Origin of the sequence: Paraburkholderia sp. (genome assembly GCF_028283785.1) — a bacterium.
In the GTDB taxonomy this organism is placed as follows: domain Bacteria; phylum Pseudomonadota; class Gammaproteobacteria; order Burkholderiales; family Burkholderiaceae; genus Paraburkholderia.
Genome location: NZ_JAPWKB010000019.1, coordinates 569,052 through 593,511, shown reverse-complemented (window position 1 = coordinate 593,511; position 24,460 = coordinate 569,052). Strand labels below are relative to the sequence as shown.

The 24,460-nt window shown below is 65.2% G+C and carries 21 protein-coding genes, 2 tRNA genes and 1 pseudogene; 15 read left to right on the top strand and 9 right to left on the bottom strand.

Going from position 1 to position 24,460, the window contains the following annotated elements:
* Positions 1-127: 127 nt before the first annotated feature.
* Both PW947_RS24970 and pncB read right to left on the bottom strand, forming a co-directional pair.
* The gene (locus PW947_RS24970; RefSeq protein ID WP_299635065.1) at positions 128-763 is read right to left on the bottom strand and encodes a lactate utilization protein C; all 636 of its coding nucleotides are present in this window, start codon (positions 761-763) and stop codon (positions 128-130) included.
* A 187-nt stretch (positions 764-950) separates the two neighbouring features.
* Positions 951-2,144, bottom strand: coding sequence for a nicotinate phosphoribosyltransferase (gene pncB, locus PW947_RS24965; RefSeq protein WP_299635064.1), 1,194 nt, complete (start codon positions 2,142-2,144; stop codon positions 951-953).
* Between the two features lie 260 nt (positions 2,145-2,404).
* On the opposite strand from pncB, the gene fdxA reads away from it, so the two are divergent.
* The 8 genes from fdxA (at position 2,405) to PW947_RS24925 (ending at position 7,002) form a co-directional block, all read left to right on the top strand.
* Positions 2,405-2,728 carry a ferredoxin FdxA gene (gene fdxA, locus PW947_RS24960; RefSeq protein ID WP_299635063.1) on the top strand — a complete coding sequence of 108 codons (324 nt, stop codon included), beginning with the start codon at positions 2,405-2,407 and terminating at the stop codon, positions 2,726-2,728.
* A gap of 119 nt (positions 2,729-2,847) precedes the next feature.
* Positions 2,848-2,923 (top strand) — tRNA-Asn (locus tag PW947_RS24955).
* 62 nt (positions 2,924-2,985) lie between these two features.
* Positions 2,986-3,061, top strand: a tRNA-Asn gene (locus PW947_RS24950).
* Between the two features lie 177 nt (positions 3,062-3,238).
* Entirely contained in the window at positions 3,239-3,748 is a 510-nt protein-coding gene (locus PW947_RS24945; RefSeq protein WP_299635062.1) for a CreA family protein, read from the top strand.
* A 107-nt stretch (positions 3,749-3,855) separates the two neighbouring features.
* The gene (locus PW947_RS24940; protein ID WP_299636005.1) at positions 3,856-4,725 is read left to right on the top strand and encodes an AraC family transcriptional regulator; all 870 of its coding nucleotides are present in this window, start codon (positions 3,856-3,858) and stop codon (positions 4,723-4,725) included.
* A 142-nt stretch (positions 4,726-4,867) separates the two neighbouring features.
* On the top strand, positions 4,868-5,536 hold the full coding sequence (locus PW947_RS24935) for an AzlC family ABC transporter permease (RefSeq protein WP_299636004.1): 669 nt from the start codon (positions 4,868-4,870) through the stop codon (positions 5,534-5,536).
* Positions 5,536-5,859 carry an AzlD domain-containing protein gene (locus tag PW947_RS24930; RefSeq protein ID WP_299635061.1) on the top strand — a complete coding sequence of 108 codons (324 nt, stop codon included), beginning with the start codon at positions 5,536-5,538 and terminating at the stop codon, positions 5,857-5,859. The genes PW947_RS24935 and PW947_RS24930 overlap by 1 nt, the downstream gene beginning before the upstream one ends.
* 375 nt (positions 5,860-6,234) lie before the next feature.
* A complete protein-coding gene (locus tag PW947_RS24925) occupies positions 6,235-7,002 on the top strand; it encodes a DUF4088 family protein (protein WP_299635060.1) in 768 nt (255 codons plus the stop codon).
* A gap of 81 nt (positions 7,003-7,083) precedes the next feature.
* Here PW947_RS24925 and PW947_RS24920 read toward each other — a convergent pair whose 3' ends face one another.
* The 3 genes from PW947_RS24920 to PW947_RS24910 all read right to left on the bottom strand — a co-directional run bounded on the left by PW947_RS24920 (position 7,084) and on the right by PW947_RS24910 (position 10,439).
* Positions 7,084-9,429: an ATP-dependent helicase gene (locus PW947_RS24920; protein WP_299635059.1), complete on the bottom strand. Its 2,346-nt coding sequence runs from the start codon at positions 9,427-9,429 to the stop codon at positions 7,084-7,086.
* A gap of 222 nt (positions 9,430-9,651) precedes the next feature.
* Complete coding sequence (locus PW947_RS24915) at positions 9,652-9,909, bottom strand: hypothetical protein (RefSeq protein WP_299635058.1); 258 nt, start codon at positions 9,907-9,909, stop codon at positions 9,652-9,654.
* 98 nt (positions 9,910-10,007) lie between these two features.
* Entirely contained in the window at positions 10,008-10,439 is a 432-nt protein-coding gene (locus PW947_RS24910) for a hypothetical protein (RefSeq protein ID WP_299635057.1), read from the bottom strand.
* Between the two features lie 283 nt (positions 10,440-10,722).
* Here PW947_RS24910 and PW947_RS24905 point away from each other — a divergent pair, with 283 nt between their 5' ends.
* The 5 genes and pseudogenes from PW947_RS24905 to fumC all read left to right on the top strand — a co-directional run bounded on the left by PW947_RS24905 (position 10,723) and on the right by fumC (position 17,346).
* Positions 10,723-10,938 carry an RNA-binding S4 domain-containing protein gene (locus tag PW947_RS24905; RefSeq protein WP_299635056.1) on the top strand — a complete coding sequence of 72 codons (216 nt, stop codon included), beginning with the start codon at positions 10,723-10,725 and terminating at the stop codon, positions 10,936-10,938.
* 122 nt (positions 10,939-11,060) lie between these two features.
* The gene (locus PW947_RS24900; RefSeq protein ID WP_299635055.1) at positions 11,061-12,482 is read left to right on the top strand and encodes an MATE family efflux transporter; all 1,422 of its coding nucleotides are present in this window, start codon (positions 11,061-11,063) and stop codon (positions 12,480-12,482) included.
* A 311-nt stretch (positions 12,483-12,793) separates the two neighbouring features.
* Positions 12,794-13,753 carry a bile acid:sodium symporter family protein gene (locus PW947_RS24895; protein WP_299635054.1) on the top strand — a complete coding sequence of 320 codons (960 nt, stop codon included), beginning with the start codon at positions 12,794-12,796 and terminating at the stop codon, positions 13,751-13,753.
* Positions 13,754-14,135: 382 nt separating this feature from the next.
* Positions 14,136-15,725: a phospholipase D family protein gene (locus PW947_RS24890; protein ID WP_299636002.1), complete on the top strand. Its 1,590-nt coding sequence runs from the start codon at positions 14,136-14,138 to the stop codon at positions 15,723-15,725.
* 219 nt (positions 15,726-15,944) lie between these two features.
* Positions 15,945-17,346, top strand: a pseudogene (gene fumC, locus PW947_RS24885) (class II fumarate hydratase).
* A 103-nt stretch (positions 17,347-17,449) separates the two neighbouring features.
* Here the strand turns inward: fumC and PW947_RS24880 are convergent.
* From PW947_RS24880 to PW947_RS24865, 4 genes are all read right to left on the bottom strand, one after another.
* Positions 17,450-17,956, bottom strand: a complete 507-nt coding sequence (locus PW947_RS24880; protein WP_299635053.1) for an acyl-CoA thioesterase — start codon at positions 17,954-17,956, stop codon at positions 17,450-17,452.
* Positions 17,957-18,052: 96 nt separating this feature from the next.
* A complete protein-coding gene (locus PW947_RS24875) occupies positions 18,053-19,177 on the bottom strand; it encodes a helix-turn-helix domain-containing protein (RefSeq protein WP_299635052.1) in 1,125 nt (374 codons plus the stop codon).
* A gap of 30 nt (positions 19,178-19,207) precedes the next feature.
* Entirely contained in the window at positions 19,208-20,473 is a 1,266-nt protein-coding gene (locus PW947_RS24870; protein WP_299635051.1) for an MFS transporter, read from the bottom strand.
* A 110-nt stretch (positions 20,474-20,583) separates the two neighbouring features.
* Positions 20,584-20,724 (bottom strand): hypothetical protein, encoded by a 141-nt coding sequence (locus tag PW947_RS24865; RefSeq protein ID WP_299635050.1) that lies wholly within the window; start codon positions 20,722-20,724, stop codon positions 20,584-20,586.
* 177 nt (positions 20,725-20,901) lie between these two features.
* Here PW947_RS24865 and PW947_RS24860 point away from each other — a divergent pair, with 177 nt between their 5' ends.
* Positions 20,902-21,621: a helix-turn-helix transcriptional regulator gene (locus PW947_RS24860; protein WP_299635049.1), complete on the top strand. Its 720-nt coding sequence runs from the start codon at positions 20,902-20,904 to the stop codon at positions 21,619-21,621.
* 317 nt (positions 21,622-21,938) lie between these two features.
* Positions 21,939-24,419, top strand: a complete 2,481-nt coding sequence (locus PW947_RS24855) for a DUF6600 domain-containing protein (RefSeq protein WP_299636000.1) — start codon at positions 21,939-21,941, stop codon at positions 24,417-24,419.
* Positions 24,420-24,460: the final 41 nt, after the last annotated feature.

Below are 24,460 nucleotides of genomic sequence, written 5' to 3'. Positions count from 1 at the left end.
ACGACCCGCCCGTAAGAATGGACTCGTGCGACGCAGCGTGGACTCACATGACGCCGACGCCCGATGACGTGCGACGGAACGCGCGTGTGTGCCCGATGCGTGGCGATCTACCGAGGCCGACGCGCCGTCACGCGCCGCGAACGACGATCGCGTGGACGCGATACGGTCCGTGCGCGCCGAGCACGATGGTCTGCTCGATATCGCCGGTACGCGACGGGCCCGACACGAAGTTGACCGCGCGCGGCAGTTCGCCACGCTCGGAGCGGATCAGGCCGAACGCTTCTTCATGACCCGACACGATGCGCGAGACCGGCACGATGGCGATATGCGTCTCCGGCAGCAAGCCCGCCGATGCATAGGTCTCGGGACCGGACAGCAAGGCCAGCGTGCCGGTCTCGGCCACCGCGCAAAAACAGCCGGTGATACCGACGACATCGCTGTCTTGCGGCTTGCGGAATGCGACATCGATACCGGCTTCGGCCCACGCGAGACCGGTCAGCGTTTGCCATGCAATCGCCGTCGTGGACAGGCCGTGTTCCGACAGATAACGATGCGCGGCAGCCGGCACGTCGCTGAGAGTGTTCACGGTATCGACCGTGGTGGACATTTTCTGCGCCTGCTCGATGAAGCGCGCGGTGAGGTCGTCCGGCATGGGCGGACGCGGGCCGGGAGGATGACGCGAAAGATAGTCGGCTGCGGCTTCGCGACCTTGGGCAGCGCGAATACGCGCGAGGATGTTGCGGCGGGCGAGCGATGTGTCCATGGCGAAAATCCTCGTAGCGAAGGCCGTGTGAATCGCGAGAATTATACCGGCCGCAGCGGGCGCGAACAGTCGGCCGAATGGCCAGGTAGCGGCGCGCGGCGCACGCTGCTAATGTCGTGGATCGGGGTTGAACGACACCGCGCGCCGCTGCAGCGTGAATGCAGCATCGGCACGCGGCGTGCGGCGATCAGATCGCGTTTTCCTCAGGCTGCGGAATGCCGAAAACCTGGCGCAGATAGGCGAGATACGCCTTGTCCTCGCACATGTTCTTGCCCGGCGAATCCGACAGCTTCGCCACCGGCTGACCGTTGCAGCGAACCATCTTGATCACGATCTGCAGCGGGTTGTAACCGAGGTCGTTGGTGAGGTTCGTGCCCACGCCGAAGGCGAGCTTGCAGCGTCCGCGAAAGCGTTCGTACAGTTGCAGCACCTTCGGGATATCGAGTGCGTCGGAGAACACGAGAATCTTCGTGCGCGGGTCGCAGCGGTTCGCCTCGTAGTGCCTCAACAGGCGCTCGCCCCAGTCGAACGGGTCGCCGGAATCGTGACGCGCGCCGTCGAACAGCTTGCAGAAGTACATATCGAAGTCGCGCAGAAACGCCTGCATGCCGTACACGTCCGACAACGCAATGCCGAGGTCGCCGCGATATTCCTTCGCCCACATCTCGAAGCCGAAAATCTGCGAATCGCGCAGACGCGGACCGAGCGCCTGGCATGCCTGCAAGTACTCGTGCGCCATCGTGCCGAGCGGCGTGAGGCCGTGCTTCATCGCGTAGTAGACGTTGCTGGTGCCCGCGAACTGCTCGCCGAGGCCGTCTTTCAGCGTGAGGATCACTTCCTCGTGCCACTGCTTCGAGAAGCGGCGGCGCGTGCCGTAATCGGCGATCTTGCAGTCGGCGAATTCCGACCGCGCGCCGAGCAACTGGATCTTGTCCGTCAGACGCCCACGGCCTTCGGTGTAGGCCGGCTGCTGCTGCGTATTACGGAAATAGACTTCGTTGACGATCGCGAGCAGCGGAATCTCGTAGAGAATCGTGTGCAGCCACGGCCCTTTGATATCGATGTCGATCTCGCCATTGCCCTTCGGCGACGGCGTGATCGAAATGTACTTTTCGCTGAGATGGAACAGCGCGAGAAAGTCGATGAAGTCGCTTTTGATAAAGCGCATCCGCCGCAGATAGTCGAGCTCGTCGTCCGTGAAGCGCAGGTCGCAGAGCTTGCGGACTTCGCCGCGAATCTCTTCGATATACGGCACGAGATCGACATTCGGCGTGCGGCACTTAAAGCGGTATTCGACGTTCGCCGCCGGGAAATGATGCAAAACCACCTGCATCATCGTGAACTTGTACAGGTCTGTATCGAGCAGCGAAGTAATGATCATGATGTGGCAAACCAGACTGCGAAAACGGGAGGCTTGATGGCCGAGCCATGCGCTGGCGGTGCGCCCCTGCGTACCGTCTGTCGCATGTTACCCGAATGCGCGACAATGCTGCGGCAACTGGCCGCACGTTGCACCTCATAAACTAATCACGAAAACGTCTAAACCCGGTGGACCGATGGTGCATGTCCCACTTGACGTTACGATACAATACCGGTTTTGGCGTTTCGCCTCCCCCGATACACCATGCAGGAGCTGCCTGAATGACTCACGTTGTGACCGAAAGCTGCATCAAATGCCGCTATACCGACTGCGTTGATGTGTGCCCGGTGGACTGCTTTCGCGAAGGTCCCAACTTCCTCGCGATCGATCCCGACGAGTGCATCGACTGTGCCGTGTGCGTCGCCGAATGTCCGGTGAACGCCATCTATGCCGAAGAAGACGTGCCGGGCGACCAGCAAACCTTCATCGAACTGAACGCGGACCTGGCCAAGAACTGGCCGAGCATCACCAAGACGAAGGCGCCGCTTCCCGAAGCCGACGAATTCAAAGACATCAAGGAAAAGCTCGCGTTGCTGGCACGCTGAGCACGTAGCGGCTGACGCCCTGCCGTACCTGACGGAAGCGGTTTCTAAAACGGATAAATCCGCAGGTATTGACAGGTCATAAAGCAGCCCCTACAATTTCGCTTCTCTGCTGTTGATGTTCCCCGATAGCTCAGTTGGTAGAGCGCCGGACTGTTAATCCGTAGGTCCCTGGTTCGAGCCCAGGTCGGGGAGCCAAGAATTGCAAGAGCCCGTTAATCACAGCGGGCTTTTTTATGTAAGACAAGTTGTACTGCTGTTCCTCGATAGCTCAGTTGGTAGAGCGCCGGACTGTTAATCCGTAGGTCCCTGGTTCGAGCCCAGGTCGAGGAGCCAAAAAATTCGAAGGCCCGCATTCATCTGCGGGCCTTTTTCTTTTTGTGGCTCGGTTTCACCGATCGCCCTGCCCATTCGCTTCAAAGCAAAAAGATAGACCGCCGCGCACGTCGGCCTGCCGCTTTCGCGGTATAGGATGGCTGTTCCATTTCACGCGCCGCCTCGTCGCTCATCTTTATGCCCATTCTCCGATCCTCGCGCGTTTCAGCGCTGACTTCCACTTCCATTCACGCGTGTGCCGTCGCTGGGTTGGCGCTCGTCGCGTCGATTGCGCATGGCGAGGAAGTCGCCAGCGTCAACACCAACTTCCGGATGACCGGCTCCGACCGCGTCGTCGTCGAAGCGTACGACGATCCGCTCGTGCACGGCGTCACCTGCTACGTGTCGCGCGCGCGAACCGGCGGCATCAAAGGCACGCTCGGTATCGCCGAAGATCCGACCGAAGCGTCGATCGCGTGCCGGCAGGTCGGCGCGATCTCCTTCACCGGTCAGCTCAAGCAGCAATCCGACGTCTTCAGCGACCGCATGTCCTTGCTGTTCAAAACGCTGCACGTCGTGCGCGTCGTCGATCCCAAACGCAATACGCTGGTCTATCTGACCTACAGCGACCGGATCGCGACCGGCAGTGCAAAAAACAGTGTCACAGCCGTGCCGATGCCCGCCGGCACGACCATTCCGGTCAAGTGAGCGCAGCGGCGAATACCGCCGTTTCCGGCGCGCGTGCGGAAGGTCGCGAGACCGTCGATCGCGCGCTACACTGTCAGACCACATAGGACTTTTCCTATTTTCGATTGATCATGACCGTCAACCGTTTCCGCAATTCCGCCCGCTACTGGCGCACGCCGATCCTCCCCGGCGCGGATCTGGTCACGGCTGAATATCACGATCACACGTTCACGCCGCATTGGCACGACGCGTACACGATCCCGGTGATCGTCGCAGGCGCGGAGGGGTATCGCTATCGCGGCACGGATTACGTCGCCGAAACCGGCGGCGTGCCGATCATCAATCCCGGCGAACTCCACACCGGATCGCGCGCGACCGACGACGGCTGGCGCTATCGCGTGCTGTATGCGCCGGTGGATTTCATGCATCGACTGGCAAACGACGTCGCCGGACGCGCGTGCCCGATGCCGTGGTTCGAGCCCGGCGTGATCCGCGATCCGCAACTCGCGCGCAGTCTCGCCTATGCACATTGGGCGATGGAGCGCGCCACTACCGACGCACACTCAACCACCGCCGCACCCGGCACGGAAGCCGCCGAAGCCGCCGAAGCCGCGATGATCGACGCGCTGTCGATGCTGCTGATCCGCTATGCGTCGGCGTGTCCCGATACACCGCGCATCGCCGCCGACGATTCGCGCGTCGAGTCGATGAAAGCCCGTCTCGCCGACGATCTCGGCTCGCCGGTGCTGCTCGGCGAACTGGCCGAAGCGGTCGGCCTGTCGCCGTTTCATGCGGCGCGGCTGTTCAGTCAGACGACCGGTCTGCCGCCGCACGCGTGGCGCACCCAGTTGCGTTTGCAGCGCTCGCTCGCGCCGTTGCGCGCGGGCGTGCCGGTCGCCGATGTCGCCGTCGAAAGCGGCTTTAGCGACCAGAGCCATTTCACCCGACATTTCCGGCGCATGTTCGGCGTGCCGCCGGGCCGCTGGCAGTCCGCCTGACGCCGATACCGCAAGAACGTACAAGCGCCCGCGTCCTTCGCTCCGCTATGCTCCCGGCATAAAGGAGATGAGCTTGACCCAACGCACTACCGCCCCTTCCCGCCTGACCGAATTCACCGACGGCGCCCGCGACATCATTCCGATGATGGTCGGCGCCGCGCCGTTCGGCGTGATTTTCGGCACGCTCGTGAGTTCCGGCCCGCTGCATGCGTGGCATGGACAACTGATGTCGCTGCTGGTGTTCGCCGGTTCGGCGCAATTCATCGGCGTCGGACTGATCGCCGGTCACGCCAGCTTTGCCGTGATCTGGGCGACCACGCTGGTCGTCAATCTGCGTCACGTGCTGTACAGCGCAACGCTCGCGCCGTACGTCGCGCATCTGCCGATGCGCTGGCGCTGGACGCTCGGCGGCCTGCTCACCGACGAAGTGTTCGCGGTGGTCTGGTCGCGCTACCGGCTTCGCCCGACCGCCGACGCCAACCCGTACTACTTCCTCGGCGCGGGCGTCGCGATGTACGTGAACTGGCAACTCTGGACGCTCGCCGGTCTCCTGTTCGGCGCCGCGTTTCCCGGCCTGCAATCGCTCGGACTCGACTTCGCGATGGTCGCCACCTTTATCGCGATCGTCGTGCCGCAACTGGTCGCGCTGCGTTATCTCGCGGCCGCGGCGACCGCTGGCGCGCTGGCCTTTTTCTGGCAGGCGTGGCCGTACAAACTCGGCCTGCTCGGCGCGGTCTGCGCGGGCGTCGCGGTCGGCGTGCTGCTGTCGCGGCCGGGTTTTCATCAACCGAAAACGGCTGAGGCATCGTGATGAGCTACGCAATTCTGATCGTCGGCATGGCGCTGATTACGTGGCTGATCCGTTCGGCGGTTTTCGTCCTCGGCGACCGTCTGGTTTTTCCGCCGCTGGTACGCACCGCGCTCGGCTTCGTCCCGGTGACCGTGTTGACGGCGATCATCGTGCCGATGGCCGTTTCGCCCCACGGCGCAGACGCCGAATTGACGTGGCGCAATCCGCAGCTGGTCGGCGCACTGGCCGCCGTTGCCGTCAGCGCGTTGACACGACGCCCGCTGCTGACCATCGCGGTCGGGCTGGCGGTGTTTTTCGCGTGGCAAGGAATTGTTATCAAGTAGTGCGCAGACCCTAATTCTGCACACTCAAGTCCGACCGTCAACTGGCCGTAATGCTGGATACAGGTGTCAACCGAAACCGGGTCCAGCCGGTCCGGACAGATTTCAGCCAGACCACGCGCCCGTCCGCCGCACCGCCGGCGGACGCCGCTACGCGCACGCCCTCGCGGCATTTCCCGCCTCGCCGATAGTCCTCAAGTTTTCCCCCACCCTGCCGATAAACAGTCGAAGTCCGCTCGTCGGGAACGATTTTCGGGTTGGCGATGCCGTTGACGGCAACACCAGCGCGAAACACATCGGTGGCGCTCCGGGGTCGAGCGCCAGTCGCAGTCGGCGACACCCCACGATGCGGCGCGGCAGGACCAAACGGGATTACACATGGGTCAGATCACCCTCACACTCAAGCAGGAAACCCTTGTTTCGCTACGCAAGGATTTCGATGCATTTCTGCGCGTATCGCTGAAGCTCGATCCGCAGTTCGCGACGCCGTCGTTCGAAGACTTTTTGCGCGCCAAACTGCTCGACAACATGGTGCCGCTGACCGAACACGCGGTTCAACGGATGTTGAACGGCGGTCAGTACGCATGGGCGAAACGCACGCTGGACAAGGAATTTCCGGACGTCGTCGCGATCCTGATGCGGCAGGCGGCCGAATACGGTTTCGGCTTTGCGGTGCGTTCCGAATGGACGCCCGAGGAACTCGCGAAGCAGTGTCACGCGTGGGCGACGGCAATCGTCAAGGAAGCCGAAGGCGAAGAATCGCTGATCGAACCGCTGGCCGCGCAGATCAAGGGCGTCGCGCAGGACATCCAGGCGCTCGAAGAAGCCATGCAGACGCCCGCGTGGCGGCTGGCGGAGTCGCTGCGTCAACGGGTCTACGAGGCGAAAGTGGCGTGCGAGACCAGCATAGGCAGCGCCGCGCGCGAGAAGCTCGGCGAGTTGCGCGGGTTGTTGCGGCTCGGCTTGTCGCACGGCTCGTTTCAGAAGCAGGAAGCGCAGCAGATGATGGAATATTTGCGTCTGCTGAAGCCGGAAATTTTCGTCGAAGAGCCGTACGACGTGTTCTCGCGTCTGGCCGCATGGCTGCGCGCGTTTTTCACGCCGCCGCCGCGCCCCCAGCATCAACCGCAGCAACGCCAGCAGTAAGCCCGGACGCGGCTGCCTGACACCGCTCCGGTTCGCCGCGCTCAAGTCCGGCCTTCCCGATCGGGCGGCCCGGCGCCACGCTCAGTCCCACATCTTCCGCAACTTCGCGGCAATCTCGATCTTCGCCTGCGCGGCTGCTGCGAGGCCGGTTGCGCTCGGCGCGGACGGCACGGGCACCCGCGGCCACGCGTGAACATCGAATAGCGGCAACAACTCCGACGGAATGAAGCGCGTGCGCGACGCCCACACGTGCCGGTCGCCCAGGTGCGTCTGGTTGTGCACGTAAAAGCGCTGAGGCACGACGATATGCAGGTCTTCCTTCGCGCGCGTCATCGCGACGTAGAGCAGGCGGCGCTCTTCGTCGATCTCGGCCTCGGTGCCGGTGCCCAGATCGGACGGAATGCAGCCGTCGACGCCATTCAGCACGAACACGTTGCGCCACTCCTGCCCTTTCGCCGAATGGATCGTGGACAGGATCAGATAATCCTCGTCGAGCAGCGGCACGCCGGATTCGTCGCTGGTCGCGTCGGGCGGATCGAGCGTCAGTTCGGTCAGAAAACGCTCGCGCGACGCATACGTGCCCGCGATGCTCTCCATTTGCAGCAGATCGGCGTGCCGCACGGCGGCATCGTCGTGATTGCGCGCCAGATGCGGCTCGTACCAGCGACGCACCTGCTCGAACTCGGCCGGCCACGGCGACAGTTTTCCGCAGACGTTAGCCATCATCGCCGCGAACGCCGGCCAGTCTTCGAGCGCACGCGCCGGCGGCTGAAACGCGCCAAGCGCGCGTGCCGCGCCGCGCGAATGCGCGAGTGCGGCGTCCATCGCGCGGGCCGCTCCTGCGGGCGCTGCGGCCTCCGTGAACGCATCAGAGGCCGCCGACGCAGCGGCATTTGACGTCAACTGCCCGACCAGCTGCGCAGCCACGCCGCCATCCCTATTCATCGCGTCGAGCAGACGCGCCGCCGTCGCCGGGCCGACGCCCGGCATCAGTTGCGCGACCCGGAAACCCGCGACCCGATCGCGCGGATTTTCGGCCCATCGCAACACCGCCAGCACGTCCTTCACGTGCACCGAATCCAGGAATTTGAGGCCGCCGAACTTGACGAACGGAATGTTGCGCCGCGTCAGTTCAATCTCCAGCGCTGCGCTGTGATGCGCGGCCCGAAACAGCACCGCCTGCGACTTCAGCGTCATGCCCGCTTCGCGCGCCTCGAGGATCTGCCCGACGATGTAACGCGCCTGATCGGCGTCGTCGGCGACGGTGACGAGACGCGGACGCTGCGCCGACGCCGTCTCCGTCCACAGGTTTTTGGTGAAGCGCTCCGACGCCAGTTCGATCACCGCATTGGACGCGGCGAGAATCGGCGCGGTTGACCGGTAGTTGCGCTCAAGCGTGACCTGCCGCGCGGGCGGATCGAACTGCGCCGGAAAATCGAGGATATTGCGCACAGTCGCGCCGCGAAACGAATAGATGGATTGCGCATCGTCGCCGACGACGGTGAGACCGCGCCCGTCGGGCTTCAGCGCGAGCAGGATGGACGCCTGCAAGCGATTGGTGTCCTGGTATTCATCGACCAGCACGTGATCGAAACGCGCCGACAGATCCGCCGCGATCGACGGCTCGGCGGCCATATGCGCCCAGTAGAGCAGCAAATCGTCGTAGTCGAGCACGCTTTGCTGCTGCTTGGCCGCCACGTACGCGGCGAACAGGCGGCGCAAATCGTCTTCCCACTCGCAGCACCACGGAAACGCGTCGTTCAGCACGCCGCCGAGCGAGCCGCCCGTATTGACGACGCGCGAGTAGATCGAAAAGCAGGTGTTCTTCGACGGAAAGCGCTTCTCTTTGGCCGAAAACCCGAGTTCGTGACGCACCAGATTCATCAGATCCGCCGAATCTTCGCGGTCGTTGATCGTGAAAGTGGGCGCGAGGCCGATCAGATCGGCATATTCCCGCAATAGCCGCGCGCCGACGCTGTGAAACGTGCCCGACCACGTCAGCCCTTGCGCCAGCGACGCCCGCGCCCCGAGCGCGTGACTCGCGATGCGCGTCACGCGGCGCGTCATTTCGAGCGCGGCGCGGCGCGAAAACGTCAGCAGCAGGATACGGCGCGGATCGGCGCCCTTGACCACCAGATTCGCGACCCGATGCGCAAGCGTGTTGGTCTTGCCCGACCCCGCGCCCGCAATCACGAGCAGCGCGCCGGACGGCCGCGTCACGTCGTCGGTGTCGTGCTCGACGGCTTCGCGCTGCGCGTCGTTGAGCTTCGACAGCCACGCGGCGGCGTCGAACCGGGCGGAAGCACCGGATGCATCCGGCGCGTGGCGTGTGTCGGGTGTGTCGGACGAAGGAAAATCGGCAACGGAGAGCACGGGATCGGACAGGAAAAAGTCGCATCGCGACGGCGATGCATACTGTATATCCATACAACGATTGGCGACAAGCGACCCTTTTTCCCGTTCGTCCGCGCGTTGGCAGGCGTGCGCCCGTCGATCGCAAATAAAACGGCCCGACGACGCGTTCGCGTGCCGGGCCGTTCTCGTCTCCTCCGCGCTAAACCGTGGAGCGGGTGGCTGTGTGCGTGATCGCGATGCGATACACTTCCGCCGCCCTGCCTGAATCCGGGGTCGAAGGTCGAAGGCGGACCGTCAGTCCTTCTTCGCGTCCTTCAGTTTCGCGTCGGCGTTCGCCTTGTCGGCGTCCGATTGCGCGTCGGTTTTCTTCTTGTCGGCCTTCGCCTGCGCGACGGACGCCTTCTTGTCCGCTTTCGACTGCGCCTTCGCAGCCTTGTTGTCGGCGTGCGTCACGGGCGCTGCAGCGGGATCGCTGGCTTGCGCGAACGCGACGGACGACAGGCAACCGGCGATCAGCGCGGCGTAAATGCGGTTCATATTTGTGCGAGTCATGTGAAACCTCCCTGTTCTGTTTTTATGTGCGATCCGCCGACGTGGCTTCCACCCGGTGCTGAACCGGATGCGCCGCGCCGCCGGAGGTCATGCGCTGATTAATGCTTGATGTCGGCCGGGTCCGATTGGGTCGCGGCCTGACCTTGCATCTGCATCTTCATTTCGTTGTTGGCCGTCTGCTTGTCGGCCTTCTTGTTGATCTTCGCGTCGCGGACCTGCTCCTTGTACGCGTCCTTCGACGCCTTTTGCTGCGCCTTCAGATCCGCCTTCGACATCTTCTTCGACGCGCGATACTCGGCGTTCGCCTTCGCGTTCGCGTCACGCTTTTGCACCAGCGGATCGGTCGAACCCGACGCGGTCAGGTTTTGCGGCGCGGGCGTCGCTGGCTGCATGCCTTGCGCGGCCGGTGCCGTCAGGCCCGGTGTGCCGGTTGCCGGCGTTTGCGAATCGTTGGCGGTTTGCGCGAACGCAGCGCTGGTGGCACAGGCCGTCAAAGCGGCACCGATCAGAATCGAACGAATCTTGGTCATAGCTTCCTCTCTACAGTTGTCGGAATGGCGACCTGACCCGTAGGCCAATGACGTGACGCAAAGCGCGACGCCGGTCTTCCGGTCTTTATCGTGTCTACCGCAAAAAGCAGCAGGCTGTTCTTCGGAGTCTCAGTTTATGAGTGAAGTTCGGAGGAAACGACCGCTGTTACGCAAGGTTTCATTTCCAAACAATCGCATAACATCCACTTACAGACGCTCACCCGTATGAACCCGAGCCGCTTCTGGCTTATGATGCGAACCCCGTTCCGTTGCCGCAATCGCTATGCCTAACCTCCATTTCACGCTAACCGGCGACTACGTCGAACTGCATAATCTCCTGAAGATAACGGGTCTCGCGGACAGCGGCGGCTCGGCGAAAATCATCGTCGCGTCCGGTGCCGTGACCGTCGACGGTCAGGTCGAAACGCGTAAAACCTGCAAAATCCGCGCAGGTCAGGTCGTGTTGCTGGGCGACACACTGATCGCCGTTCACGAATAGCGCGACGGCGGCACGCACCAAAACCGTGCTCTAAGATCGACAGCCGTGTCGCAAAACAATAAGCTGTCCGTTTAGACAGGAAACAGGAAACGCGCGGACAGGCTCCGCGTCGTCCGACTTCGATGACCCACTCCACCTCGTCCCGGACCGCCGTCCGGGCGCCCTCGCTGTCCCGCCACGCCGCCGACACCGCGCGCCTCGCCGCGCCGCTCGCGATCGCCCAGTTGTCGCAGATGGCGATGGGCGTCACCGACACGATCCTGCTCGGCTCGCTCGGCCCCGACGCGCTCGCCGCCGGCGGACTCGGCGCCAACGTCTTTTTCGTCGTCGTCACGCTGTTGCAGGGCATGCTCACGTCGGTCAGCGTGAGCGTGTCGCACGCGCGCGGAGCGAAAGACGACGACCGGATCGCGCCGATCTACTGGACCGGCTTCGCGCTGTCGATCCTGCTGTCGCTGCCCGCCTTCGTGCTGCTGTCGTTCGCGCAACCGCTGATGAACGCGTTCGGCGAACCGGCGCTGCTCGCGCGGCAGGTCGGCGAATACGCGGCGGTGCTGCGCTGGGCCGCGCCCGGCAGCCTGATCGGGATCGGCCTGATGCGCTCGTTCCTGCCCGCGATCGGCGCGGCGAAGCGGCTGCTGTGGGTGTCGATTGCGGGCGTGGGCGTCAATGCCGTGCTGAACTACGGACTGATCCACGGCGCGTACGGCTTGCCGCGGCTCGGCTTTCTCGGCTCGGCGGCCGCCACCACGCTGACCGTCTGGATGACCGCGCTGGTGTTGATGGGGCTGTTGCATCTGCGCCCGCGTTTCCGCCATTTCGTCGTCGCGACGCGGCCGCAATGGCCGTTGATGGGCGAACTGTTCGGCATCGGCTGGCCGGTCGCCATCACATACGGCGTCGAATCGATGCTGTTTCTCGCGACCGGGCTGATGGTCGGTCTGCTCGGCGAGTCGCAACTGGCCGCGCATCAGATTGCACTGAACGTCGCGTCGGTGTCGTTCATGGTGCCGCTCGCGATCGGCCAGGCGGGCAACGTGCGGGTCGGTTACTGGGCGGGCGCGGGACAAGCGCTGGCGGCCCGGCATGCGGGCTTCGTCGCGCTGGCGCTCGGCGTCGGCTTTATGAGCGTGTCGGGGCTGGTGCTGATCCTCGCGCCGCATTCGATCGTCGGGCTGTATCTGCATCTCGACGACCCGAAAAACGCCACCACGGTCGCGCTCGCCAGCTCGATGCTCGGCGTCGCGGCAATTTTCCAGATCGTCGACGGCATGCAGACAGTGGCCTCGGGTTGTCTGCGCGGCCTGAAGGACACCCGCATTCCGATGATCGCAGCGGCGTTCGGCTATTGGGGCATCGGCTTTCCAACCGGCTACACGCTCGCGTTTCACTACGGAATGGGCGCGCGCGGCCTGTGGTGGGGGCTCGCCGCCGGACTCGCGAGCGTCGCAGCGCTGATGACGCTGCGCTTTCACCGGCTGAGCCTGCGGCAGATGCCGGGGCAGACGACGCCTCACACCGAACCCGCCGCACCACCAGTCTGAGCGGCGCACACGCCGGACCGCGAAAACCGGACGCCGCTCCCGGTAGAATGCGCGTCTGACCGCTCGCCCGCCGACTGGCGGCGATGCGCCGGCTCGATCCGATCGACCTGCCAGCCGGACATCGCCTCGTGCGCCGCGACTCACAGTCCGGCGCGCGACGCCGTGCAGCCGCGCGCCCCACAAGGCACCGCGCGGCGCCTGCCCGACACCGTTGCCTGAACCCGATGCCCCGAGGCCCGAACCCGCGTTCGGCCCGGCTATCCGGCTCCGTTTTCCATCTATCGACCGACCCTGTCTTGAGGACTGCTTTCATGCTTGCCCGTGTCACCCGACTTTTCCCGCTGTGGGCCGTGCTGGTCTCGCTCGCGGCCTACTTCTCGCCCGCTTCGTTCACGCCGATCGCGCCGCACGTCACCACGCTGCTGACGATCATCATGCTGGCAATGGGCGTCACGTTGTCCATCGCCGATTTCCAGCGCGTGTTCACGCGTCCCGCGCCGGTCGTGGCCGGCATCGTCCTGCACTACCTGGTGATGCCGCTCGCCGCGTGGGCGATCGCCAAAGCGCTGCGGATGCCGCCCGATCTGACCGCCGGCATGGTGCTGGTCGGCAGCGTCGCGAGCGGCACGGCGTCGAACGTGATGATTTATCTGGCGCGCGGCGATGTTGCGCTGTCGGTGACGATCAGCGCGCTGTCGACCCTGGTCGGCGTATTCGCGACGCCGCTGCTCACGCGCCTGTACGTGGACGCGTCGATCGCGGTGGACGTGCACGGCATGCTGATGAGCATCCTGCAGATCGTCGCGCTGCCGATCGTGGTCGGCCTCGTGATCCATCATCTGTTCACCAAAGCCGTCCGCGCCGTCGAGCCGATCCTGCCGCTGGTGTCGATGGTCGCGATCCTGCTGATTATCTCGGCGGTCGTCGCGGGCACGCAGAAGAGCATCGCGTCGGTCGGACTGGTGGTGATGATCGGCGTCGTGCTGCATAACGGTATCGGCCTGCTCGGCGGCTATTGGGGCGGTCGTCTGCTCGGTTTCGACGAAGCCGTCTGCCGCACGCTCGCGATCGAAGTCGGCATGCAGAATTCCGGTCTCGCGGCGACGCTCGGCAAGCTGTACTTCACGCCGATCGCCGCGCTGCCGGGCGCGCTGTTCTCGGTCTGGCACAACCTGTCGGGTTCGCTGCTGGCCGGTCATTGGGCGGCACGTCCGGCCAAAGGCTCGACCCACCAGGAAGCCGCCGACGCCATCGCCACCCCGCGTAGTTAACCGGCGTCATCCTGAACCGGACACGCGTAAAAACGCGTCGTCCGGTCCGACGGCGGACGGTGCCGTGCAGGCTTTCGAACCTGCGCGACACCGTCCGCCGTTTTCTTTTTGCGCGCCGCTCGCGCGCTTGCGCGGCATCGTCGCCACCGCGCCGATGCTCGCTATCCGGCGCGTCGTCCGATCGTGTCCGGCCCTCAATAGACTTAGAATCGTCGGGCACGCGGGCGTGGCGCTGCCGTGCGGCGCGATTCTTGCTCGAGTGCTGCGCCCAGACAGACAGAACAATCAAATGGAGGATTGCAGCGTGCCGGGGATCCATCGCAACAACCTGAGCGCGGCGCGCTGGCCAGGCGGCCACGACGCGTTGCAGACGCTTCGCCGGATGGTCGGGCTGACCATGCTCACGCTCGCCGCGGCGGCGCTGTCGGCGTGCGCGACGCGCCCGCCCGCGACCGCCTATCACCGCGACGTCACGCACGCGCTGGCCGCTACCGACACCACGCCGTTACGCACCGCGCTCGCGCCGCTCGAAGCGACGCATCCGGGGCAATCCGGCTTCCGGGTGCTGTCGAACGGTACGGAAGCGTTGCAGATGCGCATCGCGCTCGCGCGCGCGGCGACGAAAACGCTGGATATGCAGTACTACATCGCCAACGAAGACACCACCGGCAAGCTGCTGCTCGGCGCCGCGCTCTACGCGGCCGATCACGGCGTGCGCGTGCGGATGCTGGTCGACGATCTCAACTTCAAGGACATCGACAAGATCATGGCGGGGCTGAACACGCACGACAACATCGAGATCCGCGTGTTCAATCCGTACGGCAGCGGCCATCGCAGCGTCTTTCAGCGCAGCACCGACGTGTTCACGCAGATCGGACACTTCACGCGCCGCATGCACAACAAGGCGATGATCGCCGACAACCAGCTTGCGATCGTCGGCGGACGTAACCTCGGCGACGAATACTTCAGCGCCAGCCCGACGCTGCAATTCCGCGACCTCGACGTGCTCGCGGCCGGTCCCGTCACCGACGATATTTCGCAGAGCTTCGATGCGTTCTGGAATAGCGCCGGGTCGTATCCGTTGCGCGTTCTGAACCGGCAGACGTTCGCGCCGAAAGAGCTCGACGCGACCCGCGACGACCTGCGGCAACATTGGCGCACCAACGCCGATCCGTACAACGCCAAGCCGATCAACGCGACGCCGCTCGCCGCGCAGATCGCGAAAGACGATCTCGGGCTGATCTGGGCGCCGGCCGAGTTCAAGGTGGATTCGCCGGAGAAGATCGACCGGCCGTCGCCGGATTACGTGAGTCCGCCGATGCAACGTCTCGTCGAGCTGACGCACGACGCGCAGCAGGAAGTGCTGATCGTGTCGCCGTATTTCGTGCCGCACGACGTCGGCGTCAAGGCGCTCGCCGCGTTGACGAAGCGCGGCGTGCGTGTCGCCGTCCTGACCAATTCGCTGGCCGCCACCGACGCGGTCGCCGTGCAGGCCGGTTACGCGCCGTATCGCGTGCCGATGCTCGAACACGGCGTCGAGTTGTACGAGTTCAAGCCGGTGCAGCGCAGTCCGTCGGCGAGCGTGACGGGATCGCGTTCGCGCGCGAGCCTGCATGCGAAAACCTATGTGATCGACCGCAAGATTCTGGTGATCGGCTCGATGAACCTCGACCCGCGCTCGGCGAACCTGAACACCGAACTGGCGCTCGTGATCCACAGCCAACCGCTCGCCGATGAAGTCGCGACGATGTTCGATCGTGCGAGCGCGCCGGGCGTCAGCTATCGCGTGACGCTCGCCACGCCCGCGCAACTCGTCGGGCTCGCGCCCGTCGGCGATCCGTCCAGACAACTGGTCTGGACCGACGACGAAAACGGTCAGATTCATACGTACTCCGTCGATCCCGGCGCGGGCTTCTATCGCAATGCGATGACTGGACTGTTCTCGCTGCTGCCCGTCGACGGCCAGCTTTGATCCGGCGCATCGCAGCACGATCGACGCGCGACTGGAGTGAGATCGCGGCGTCGTGATCGGGGTCGAAAAAAAGCCGTAAGAATCCTAAAGACCCTGATCGCGTCATGGCCGGTTCGACGCACACGTCGTGCGACTTTGCTATGGTTCTGTTCGACGGCCGCGCGGCTGACGCTCGCGCCGGCCTGCCGTCTTAACCCGATCACCCAAGCGGAGTGGACCATGACTGACGATGTACGGATGGAGCGCGACACTTTCGGCGAGATTGCCGTGCCGAACGCGCGCCTGTGGGGCGCACAAACGCAGCGCTCGTTGCAGAACTTCAAGATTTCGACGGAAAAGCAGTCGCTCGAACTGATCAACGCGCTGGCCGTCGTCAAGCGCTCGGCGGCTGAAGTGAATCTCGGACTCGGTGTGCTCGCCGACGACAAGGCGCGCGCCATCATCGCTGCCGCGGACGAAATTCTCGCCGGCAAGCATCCGGAAGAATTCCCGCTCGCCGTGTGGCAAACGGGCTCCGGCACGCAGACCAACATGAACCTGAACGAGGTGATCGCCAATCGCGCGAGCGAACTGATGGGCGGCGAGCGCGGCGAATCGCGCAAGGTTCATCCGAACGACGACGTGAATCGCGGCCAGTCGTCGAACGACGTGTTTCCGACCGCCATGCACGTGGCCGCCGCCGACGCGATCGTCAAGCATCTGCTGCCTGCGCTGAAGACCTTGCGCGCCACGCTCGACGGCAAGGCGAAGGCCTTCGCGAAGATCGTCAAGATCGGCCGCACGCACTTGCAGGACGCCACGCCGCTGACGCTCGGTCAGGAGTTTTCCGGCTACGTCGCGCAACTCGACCACGGCATCAAACACGTCGAATCGGCATTGCCGCATCTGTATGAACTCGCGCAAGGCGGCACGGCCGTCGGCACGGGTTTGAACGCGCATCCGAAGTTCGCCGACAACGTCGCCGCGGCAATTGCGAAACAGACGGGCTTGCCGTTCGTGTCCGCGCCGAACAAGTTCGAAGTGATGGCCGCCGCCGATTCGCTGGTGTTCGCGCACGGTGCGTTGAAAACCGTCGCGGCGAGCCTGATGAAGATCGCCAACGACGTGCGCTGGCTCGCGAGCGGTCCGCGATGCGGGCTGGGCGAACTGTCGATTCCGGAAAACGAACCGGGCAGCTCGATCATGCCGGGCAAGGTCAACCCGACCCAATCCGAAGCGGTCACGATGCTGTGCTGTCAGGTGTTCGGCAACGACGTCGCGGTGAATATTCGGTGGCGCGAGCGGCAATTTCGAGCTCAACGTGTTCCGTCCGATGATCGCGCATAACGTGCTGCAATCGGTGCGTCTGCTGGCCGATGGCGCACTGAGTTTCAACGACAACTGCGCCGTGGGCATCGAGCCGAATTCGGATCGTATCGATACGCTGCTCAACGAGTCGTTGATGCTGGTGACCGCGCTCAATCCGCATATCGGCTACGACAAGGCCGCGAAGATCGCCAAGCAGGCGCACAAGGAAGGCACGACGCTGAAAGCGTCGGCGCTGGCGCTCGGCTTCGTCACCGAGGCGCAGTTCGACGAGTGGGTGAAACCGGGCGATATGGTCGGCGACGTGAAGGTGTGATACCTGGCGTTGCCGGGCGCTAGTCGGGCGCACGATGAAAAATGCCGGTCGGCGTCAGCGGACCGGCATTTTTTTTATGCGTCGGATGCAACCGGCATCCGCGTCAGATCTTGCCTTGCGCGACCTCTTCCGGCTTCATTTCGACGATCGCGTCGAGCGCTTCCTTCACGTCCATCGCGTATTTGGCGAGGCGCTTCTGTTCGTCCGTTTCCGGCACGAAGGTGGGCACCGGCACCGGATGACCGTTCTCGTTCACCGCGACCATCACGATCAGGCAATCGGTGGTTTGCAGCAGTTCGCCGCCCTTCGGATCGCCCGCATGCACCGACACATGGATATGCATGCTGGTGCGCCCGGTCGTCACCACGCGCGCGCGCAGTTCGACCAGATTGCCGACCAGAATCGGACGACGAAACCGGATATTGCCGACGCTGACCGTCACGCAATAACGCCCTGACCACACGGCCGCGCACGCGTAGGCGGTTTCGTCGATCCACTTCATCAACGCGCCGCCATGAACCTTGCCGCCGAAATTGACCGACGTCGGCTCGGCGAGGAAGCGGAAGGTCGTTTCCGAACGGTCCAATGGCGCGATTGCGGGGGTGCCCATGTTGACTCCAGTCAAACTCTATATAGGAAGGACTGAATTATACGGGGGCAATATTACCGGCGAGTCCGGCCGCCCGGCCCGCGTTCACGGCCCGCGTCAGCTTCTCACGCCCGCCGGCGCGGCTTCGCCGGTGGCCGACGCGAAGCGCTCGCGGTAATCCTGCGGCAACACGCCGAAACGTCGCACGAACGCGCGTCGCAGATTCTGTTCGCTGCCGAAGCCGCATTCGAGCGCGATCCGCTTCAGCGGCCGACGCGAACCCGCCAGCGCGCGCGACGCCGCTTCGAGCCGCAACGCCGACACCGTCTTCGCGGGCGTGCGGCCGACTTCATCGACGTAGCGTCGCGCGAATGTGCGTGGACTCATACGCGCCTGCCCGGCAAGCCGCTCGACCGACAGATCGTCGCGCAGGTTGTCCTCCATCCAGCCGTGCAATGCGTCGAACGGACCGCCCGCCGACGCCTGCGCAGTCAGCGCCGCGCTGAACTGGGACTGGCCGCCCGGCCGCTTCATGAACACCACCAGACGCCGCGCCGCCTCCATCGCGACCGCGTGACCGACATCGGCTTCGATCAGCGCGAGCGCGAGATCGATTCCCGCCGTGACGCCTGCCGAGGTCCAGACTTCGGCGGCGTCGCGCGCGGGGTCGCCGTCGTTGCGTACGTCGCGGATAAAGATCGGATCGGCATCGACGCGGACTTTCGGGAAAAGTCGCGCGAGCTGCGGCGCATCGCGCCAGTGCGTGGTCGCGCGCCGCCCGTCGAGCAGACCCGCTGCCGCGAGATAGAACGAGCCGGTGCACACCGCGCACACGCGCCGCGCCCGCGACGCGTTGTTCGCGAGCCACGCGACCAGTTCCGGCTGCAATGCGCGGCCGTCGGCGACGGGGACGCCGGGCACGATCAGCGTGTCGATCGGTTGATCGTCGAGTGCGTCGAGGCGCTGCGTGACGACCGGCAAACCGGGAAAAGTCTGCAACACGCCGCCATCGATCGACGCGACCGTCGTGCGATACGCGACCGCACCGGCGTGATCCGCCGCATCCCGCCGACGTCCCGCCGCAAGCGTCAACTCGGCGCGCCAGAAGGCTTCGAGCGGACCGCATGCGTCGAGCAGCACGAGGTCCGGCGCAACCGCGAACACCACATGCCGCACACGGTCGTGCGGACCGGCCGCGCCGGACGAACCGGATTTCGACGCGTCGATCAAAACGGATTCCATCGCCTCATCTTTCAAAAGAACCTCTCTGCATCACGCCGCCGCCGACGACGCCTGCCTGGCGCGCGACCACGCATAACCGAGCGTGGCCAGCGCCGCGAGCGCCAGTAACGGGAAAATCGCCGTATTGATCGCGGCCCAGCCGAAACGCGCCAGCAGTTGCCCGGCGAACAGCGAGCCGAGCGCGGACGCGGCGAAGGTGGTGAACTCGCTCGCCGCCTGCGTCCGGGCGCGCTCCGACGGCCGGTACGACTGCGCGAGCAAGGTCGTCCCGCCGACGAACATCAGGTTCCATCCGACGCCCAGACACGCGAGCGCCGCGTAGAAATGCGGCAGATCGGTCGAACCCAACGCCAGCACGCCGCAGAGCGCGGACAGCACGATCCCCACGCCGATCACGCGCAGCACGCCGAAGCGCCGGATCAGCCACGTCGACACCAGCGATGGTGCAAACATGCCGACCAGATGCCACTGGATGATCTGCGCGCCGTCGCCGATCGTATGCCCGCACGCGACAGCGGCAATCGGCGTCGCGGTCATCACGAACATCATCACCGCGTAGCCGAGCGCGTTGTTCGCGAGCGCCGCGATAAAGATCGGCTGACGGACGATCGCACCGAGCGGTCGCGCGGGCGACGCGTCGTGGGCGGCGTGGGGCACGGGCGGCGCGTTGCGATACGCCAGTGCCAGCAAGCCCGCCGACAGCAAACCGAGCACCGTGACGAGCGCGTACGACCCGGCGAACGTGACGGGCGCGAGCCAGTCGCGGCTCGATTCGGCCAGCCACGGACCGAGCACGGCGGCGACCACGCCGCCCGTCAGCACGGTCGAAATCGCGCGGCTTCGGGCGTCGGGGGCGACGGCATCGGCCGCTGCCAGCCGGTAGTACTGCGCGAACGCCTGAAACACGCCGACGGTCGCGGTTCCCGCGCAAAACGCCCAGAAGCTGTGATGGAAAATCGACCACACGGAGATCGCGCCGCCCAACGCGCCGACGCTCGCGCCGAGCATGAAGCCCGCGCGACGGCCGATGCGCGCCATCAGGAACGACGCGAAGATCGTCGTCATCGCGGCGGCGACGGTGATCAGCGAAAACGGCAAGGTTGCCAGCGACTTGTCGTCGGCGAGCGTGTAGCCGACGAGTCCCGTCAACGTCAGATCGATCGATACCGACGACGTGTACAACGCCTGGCACACGGCGAGCACGCGGGCGGCGCGGCGGCCGTGACGGTCATCGACGGCGGAAACGGAGGGGGCGGAAGGTGCGGAAGGTGGAGACGATACGGGCGATCCGGACATCGACGGGCCTCGGAAATGGGAACGATCAGCAGCGAAGTCGCTATCGTCACATGTCCGATTGTGGCAGAAATGACAATCACACTTCAATTTCTGCCACGCTGCGGCGTGCGTTATTTGCGGACGGACACGCCTTCGTCGATCGTGCCGTACATCGTGATGCTGCCGGAGCCGGGCGTCGCCGCCGACCCGCCGCCGCCCGCGCAGGCGCTACACAGCAGGACGACGGCGATGACTGCGAGAAGACGTTTCATGACTGCATGTTCCAAAAACCAAGGTCGGATACCGATTGTAGCGCCGGCGCATAGCGGCCCGCGAAAGCGCGCAGCGCGGCCGTCGCGCATTCGATATTTCACGTCAGGCTGAAACATCGAATCCGGCATCGGGCTACAGTAGACAGCGGTAAAGCATCGCCTTTGAAGGAGATCGAAATGGCCACCCTGCCCGACGAACAGCACGATCACAACCACTTTCCCGGTCTGAGCCGGATGGGCGCGTTGCTGGCCGACCCCGGCCGCGCGGCGATGCTGTGGGCGCTGATGGACGGCAGCGCCCGACCGGCAGGCGAACTGACGATGATCGCGCGCGTGTCGCCGTCGGCGGCGAGCGCGCATCTGTCGCGGCTCACCGATGGCGGGTTGCTGGAGGTCGAAGTGCGCGGGCGGCATCGCTATTTCCGGATTGCGTCGGCGGATATCGCGGCGTCGATCGAGGCGCTCGCGAACGTCGCGCAAGCTACCGCGCCGCAGCGCACGACGCCACGGCCCGCGCGTACGGTGCCGGTCGACATGCGCTACGCGCGCACCTGCTACGACCATATGGCAGGCGAACTGTCGGTGCGTCTGTTCGAGCGGATGGTCCACAGCGGACTGCTGGTCATCGACGGCAACGCGATCGACGCAACCCCGGCCGGTGCCGCACAGTTCGCCGAATGGGGCATCGACGTCGCAAGCCAGCAAACGCGCCGCCGACGTTTCGCCTGCACCTGCCTCGACTGGAGCGAGCGCCGCGCGCATATGGGCGGCGCGCTCGGCGCGGCGTTGCTCGCGTCGTGGTCGGAGCGCGGCTGGGTCGCACGCACCGACCGGCCGCGCATCTTACGGATCACGCCCGCCGGTCAGCAAAGCTTCGAAGCATTTCTCACGGCTTAATCGGCTTTGGCGTCGCTTTCTCACGAGGAATTACGCCAGGAAAGACTTTTTGTTACACGGTAGCGGCACGGCCTTACAAATGTGGCGGCCTTGAAACAGAGCGTTTGGGTACAGTCAATCCGGGATGTGGCAAACCGCTGCGTTCGCCGGAGACAACAATGAGACCTGACCGTAACGCTAACCGTGGCCGCCTGTCGGCGCGTATTTCATCGCATTTTTCGTCGCGTGATTCGTCGTGTGATGCGTCATGCGTCACGCCGGACGGCGGCTCGCAAGATTCACAACGCTCGCGCGCACCGCGCCGTTCGCGCGCGGCGATGGGCGTGACGGCCGCCGTGTTCGCGCTGATCGCGCAGACCGTTGCGACCCAGCCCGCGATGGCGCAGGAAGCGCCGCCCGTCGCGACCGCCGACGCATCGCAAGCCGTCGATCCGCCGGGACGGATCGCGCGCCTGAACTACATGGCGGGCACGGTCACCACCGAACCCGCAGGCGCGTCCGACTGGTCGTACGCGCAACTGAACCGGCCGCTGACCACCGGCGATCAGGTCTGGAACGACCGCAACGCCCGCTCGGAAATGCATATCGGCTCGACGGCCGTGCGGCTCGGCGCATCGACCAGCCTCGATGTCCTCAACCTCGACGACAGCAGCGCGCAACTGAAGGTCGCGCAAGGCACGCTGTCGGCGCGGGTGCGTGAACTGCCGCCCGGCGCCGCCTACGAAATCGATACGCCGAACCTCGCGCTCGGCCTGAACGGCCCGGGCGACTATCGCGTCGATGTCGCGCCCGACGGCAGTTCGACCACGGTGACGGTCAGAAACGGCAGCGCGACCGTCTACGGCGACAACGCGCAGGTGCCGGTTGCGGCAGGCCAGCAGATTCGCTTCGCAGGAACCAATCTCCAACAAATCGCCGACAACGGCGCGCCCGGTCCCGATCCGTTCGATCAATGGGTGGCATCGCGCGATGCGGCGGAAGACCGGTCGGTGTCGGCCCGTTACGTGTCGCGCGACATCCCCGGCTACCAGGATCTCGACGCGAACGGCACGTGGCGCGAGACGCCGCAATACGGCCAGGTGTGGACGCCGAACGCGGTGCCGGCGGGCTGGTCGCCGTATCACGATGGACATTGGGCATGGCAGGCGCCGTGGGGCTGGACCTGGGTCGACGATGCGCCGTGGGGTTTTGCGCCGTATCACTACGGCCGTTGGGCGCAGGTCGATAACGCGTGGGCATGGGTGCCCGGTCCGATGGTCGCCGATGCGCCGCCCGTCTACGCGCCCGCGCTGGTCGCGTTCGTCGGCGATGGCGGTGGTGGCAGCGGCGTCGATTGGGGCGTGAGTCTCGCGATCGGCGGTGCGGTGGCGGCGGGCGTCGCGTGGTTTCCGCTCGGTCCCGGCGAGCCGTGGCATCCGCGCTGGGGCGGCTACAGTCCGCGCTATTACGACGCGGTGAACCGCTACGGCGGCGGCTGGCATGGCCGTGGCGACGTCAACGTGACGAATATCAACGTCCACAACACCTATATCAACTACCGGCAAGGCGCGGTGACGGCGATTCCGGCCACGGCTTTCGTGCACGGACAACCGGCCGGACGGTACGCGCAACGCGTCGATCCGCGTCAATGGCACAACGCGCAGATCAATCCGGGCGGTCCGGGGATTGCGCCGGTCAAGGGCAGTTTCGGTCCGGGGATGCGCACCGCGAACTTCCGGCCGCCGTCGGCGGTGGCCGGCCGTCCGGTGATCGCGACGCGCAATCCGGCGACGCCCGCTGCATACCGCGATAACCTGGCGCAACGTTTTGCGAATGCTGGCGGACGGGTGCCCGGCGCCGGCCAACCGATCGTCCGCACGAATGTGCCTGCGCATTTTGCCGGTGGCTTCCAGCGTGGTGGCGCGACGCCCGCGCAGAACATGCAGAACGTGCAGAACGTGCGGGTGGTGCAATCGCATCTGCCGGGCGGGATGCCGGGTGCGGCGCCGCGTGCGCCGCAACAGAGCGTCGCGGGCGTGGCGAACGGGCGGCCGGGTCAGCCGGAGCAGCCCGGTCAGCATGGACAGGCGCCGCAAGCAGCCAACGGCGTGCCGCATCCGCCGCAAGCAGAACGCGGCAACGCACCCGGATTTGCGCAACAACACGGCGCGCAGCCGGGGCAGCCAGGACCAGGCGTCGCAGGCAACGTGGGTCAGGCTGCGCCAGGCGGACAGCGTCATGAACCGGCGTGGACGCAGCCGCATACGCCGATGGCGCAGCAGCCTGGGCGGCAGGGCTTCGAGCCGCACGCAGCCGCGCAACCGGGCGGCGTGCAGATGGGCCAACGACCGCCGCAGCAGCAAGCGCAGCGGGCGGAAGGCAATCCCGGCCTGGCGCAGCAACAGGCGCGTCAGCAACAAGAGGCGCAGCGGGCGCAGCAAGCTCAACAAGCGCAACAACACGCACAGCAGACGCAGCAAGCGCCCCGCCCCGCCGAGATCCACGCGCCGCAGACGCAGCAGGCTCAACGGCCGCAACCGCAGCAACAACCACGCGTCCAGCCGCAATCGGAGGCACACGTGCAGCCGCAGCCTCAACAGCAACGGCCTCAACCGCAGCAACAACAGGCACGTCAGGAATTCCATCCGCAACCGCAGGTTCAGCAACCGCGTCCGCAGCCTCAACCGCAGCAGGCGCGCCAGGAATCCCACCCGCAGCAGCAGCAGCAACCTCATCCTCAGCCGCAACAGCAACCGCACCCACCGCAACAGGCGCAGCAGCATTCGAACGGCGGTCATGACGAACATCACCACGGCTAAGCCCGCCGCCTTCCGGTGACGCCAACAAAAAAGCCCGCAGC

Excerpts from the sequence above, each read along its gene's own strand:
- PW947_RS24935 (WP_299636004.1), top strand. The coding sequence starts at position 4,868 with ATGATGGTCGGCGCCGCGCCGTTCGGCGTGATTTTCGGCACGCTCGTG.
- fdxA (WP_299635063.1), top strand. The coding sequence starts at position 2,405 with ATGACTCACGTTGTGACCGAAAGCTGCATCAAATGCCGCTATACCGAC.
- PW947_RS24945 (WP_299635062.1), top strand. The coding sequence starts at position 3,239 with ATGCCCATTCTCCGATCCTCGCGCGTTTCAGCGCTGACTTCCACTTCC.
- PW947_RS24920 (WP_299635059.1), bottom strand. The coding sequence starts at position 9,429 with ATGGATATACAGTATGCATCGCCGTCGCGATGCGACTTTTTCCTGTCC.
- PW947_RS24865 (WP_299635050.1), bottom strand. The coding sequence starts at position 20,724 with ATGAAACGTCTTCTCGCAGTCATCGCCGTCGTCCTGCTGTGTAGCGCC.
- PW947_RS24925 (WP_299635060.1), top strand. The coding sequence starts at position 6,235 with ATGGGTCAGATCACCCTCACACTCAAGCAGGAAACCCTTGTTTCGCTA.
- PW947_RS24895 (WP_299635054.1), top strand. The coding sequence starts at position 12,794 with ATGCTTGCCCGTGTCACCCGACTTTTCCCGCTGTGGGCCGTGCTGGTC.
- PW947_RS24860 (WP_299635049.1), top strand. The coding sequence starts at position 20,902 with ATGGCCACCCTGCCCGACGAACAGCACGATCACAACCACTTTCCCGGT.
- PW947_RS24870 (WP_299635051.1), bottom strand. The coding sequence starts at position 20,473 with ATGTCCGGATCGCCCGTATCGTCTCCACCTTCCGCACCTTCCGCCCCC.
- PW947_RS24855 (WP_299636000.1), top strand. The coding sequence starts at position 21,939 with ATGGGCGTGACGGCCGCCGTGTTCGCGCTGATCGCGCAGACCGTTGCG.
- PW947_RS24910 (WP_299635057.1), bottom strand. The coding sequence starts at position 10,439 with ATGACCAAGATTCGTTCGATTCTGATCGGTGCCGCTTTGACGGCCTGT.
- PW947_RS24905 (WP_299635056.1), top strand. The coding sequence starts at position 10,723 with ATGCCTAACCTCCATTTCACGCTAACCGGCGACTACGTCGAACTGCAT.
- PW947_RS24890 (WP_299636002.1), top strand. The coding sequence starts at position 14,136 with ATGGTCGGGCTGACCATGCTCACGCTCGCCGCGGCGGCGCTGTCGGCG.
- pncB (WP_299635064.1), bottom strand. The coding sequence starts at position 2,144 with ATGATCATTACTTCGCTGCTCGATACAGACCTGTACAAGTTCACGATG.
- PW947_RS24900 (WP_299635055.1), top strand. The coding sequence starts at position 11,061 with ATGACCCACTCCACCTCGTCCCGGACCGCCGTCCGGGCGCCCTCGCTG.
- PW947_RS24880 (WP_299635053.1), bottom strand. The coding sequence starts at position 17,956 with ATGGGCACCCCCGCAATCGCGCCATTGGACCGTTCGGAAACGACCTTC.
- PW947_RS24970 (WP_299635065.1), bottom strand. The coding sequence starts at position 763 with ATGGACACATCGCTCGCCCGCCGCAACATCCTCGCGCGTATTCGCGCT.
- PW947_RS24915 (WP_299635058.1), bottom strand. The coding sequence starts at position 9,909 with ATGACTCGCACAAATATGAACCGCATTTACGCCGCGCTGATCGCCGGT.
- PW947_RS24875 (WP_299635052.1), bottom strand. The coding sequence starts at position 19,177 with ATGGAATCCGTTTTGATCGACGCGTCGAAATCCGGTTCGTCCGGCGCG.
- PW947_RS24930 (WP_299635061.1), top strand. The coding sequence starts at position 5,536 with ATGAGCTACGCAATTCTGATCGTCGGCATGGCGCTGATTACGTGGCTG.